This window comes from Cupriavidus sp. 05N39 (assembly GCF_056397325.1).
In genome coordinates this window covers 1-357 of record NZ_JBFTNE010000421.1, presented here as the reverse complement: position 1 = coordinate 357, position 357 = coordinate 1, and the positions used below count along the sequence as shown (strand labels likewise).

1 protein-coding gene is annotated in these 357 nt (G+C 72.5%); it reads left to right on the top strand.

Annotated elements, in window-relative coordinates; all coding sequences use genetic code 11:
* Positions 1 to 170 precede the first annotated feature (170 nt).
* Positions 171 to 357 (top strand): SMP-30/gluconolactonase/LRE family protein (locus tag AC1DN0_RS42000; RefSeq protein ID WP_477146746.1); only part of this gene is annotated, 187 nt, incomplete at its 3' end.

Below are 357 nucleotides of genomic sequence, written 5' to 3'. Positions count from 1 at the left end.
CCGCGCGACCACGGGATGGCCGCAGCGTCGCACAGGTCCGCCCCGCAACACCATGCCGCCCAGCCAGCATGGCCCGGGAACGACGCTCGCTGTCGCGCCGCGCCCGATCCCCACGATCCGTTGCCATCAACGCTGGCAGAATGCCCGACCCGCCGCCCCTGCCCGCCCTGATGACGCCTGCCATTTCCACCACCCCCTCCCTGCTGGTCGACAGCCGTTGTACCCATGGCGAAGGCGCGCTGTGGTCGCCGCGCCGCCAGTGCCTGTTCTGGGTGGACATCAGCGAGCGACGCCTGTGGCAGTACCTGGCCGCCGATGGCAGCCGCCGCCACTGGGACCTGCCCGACCGCCCCGGCT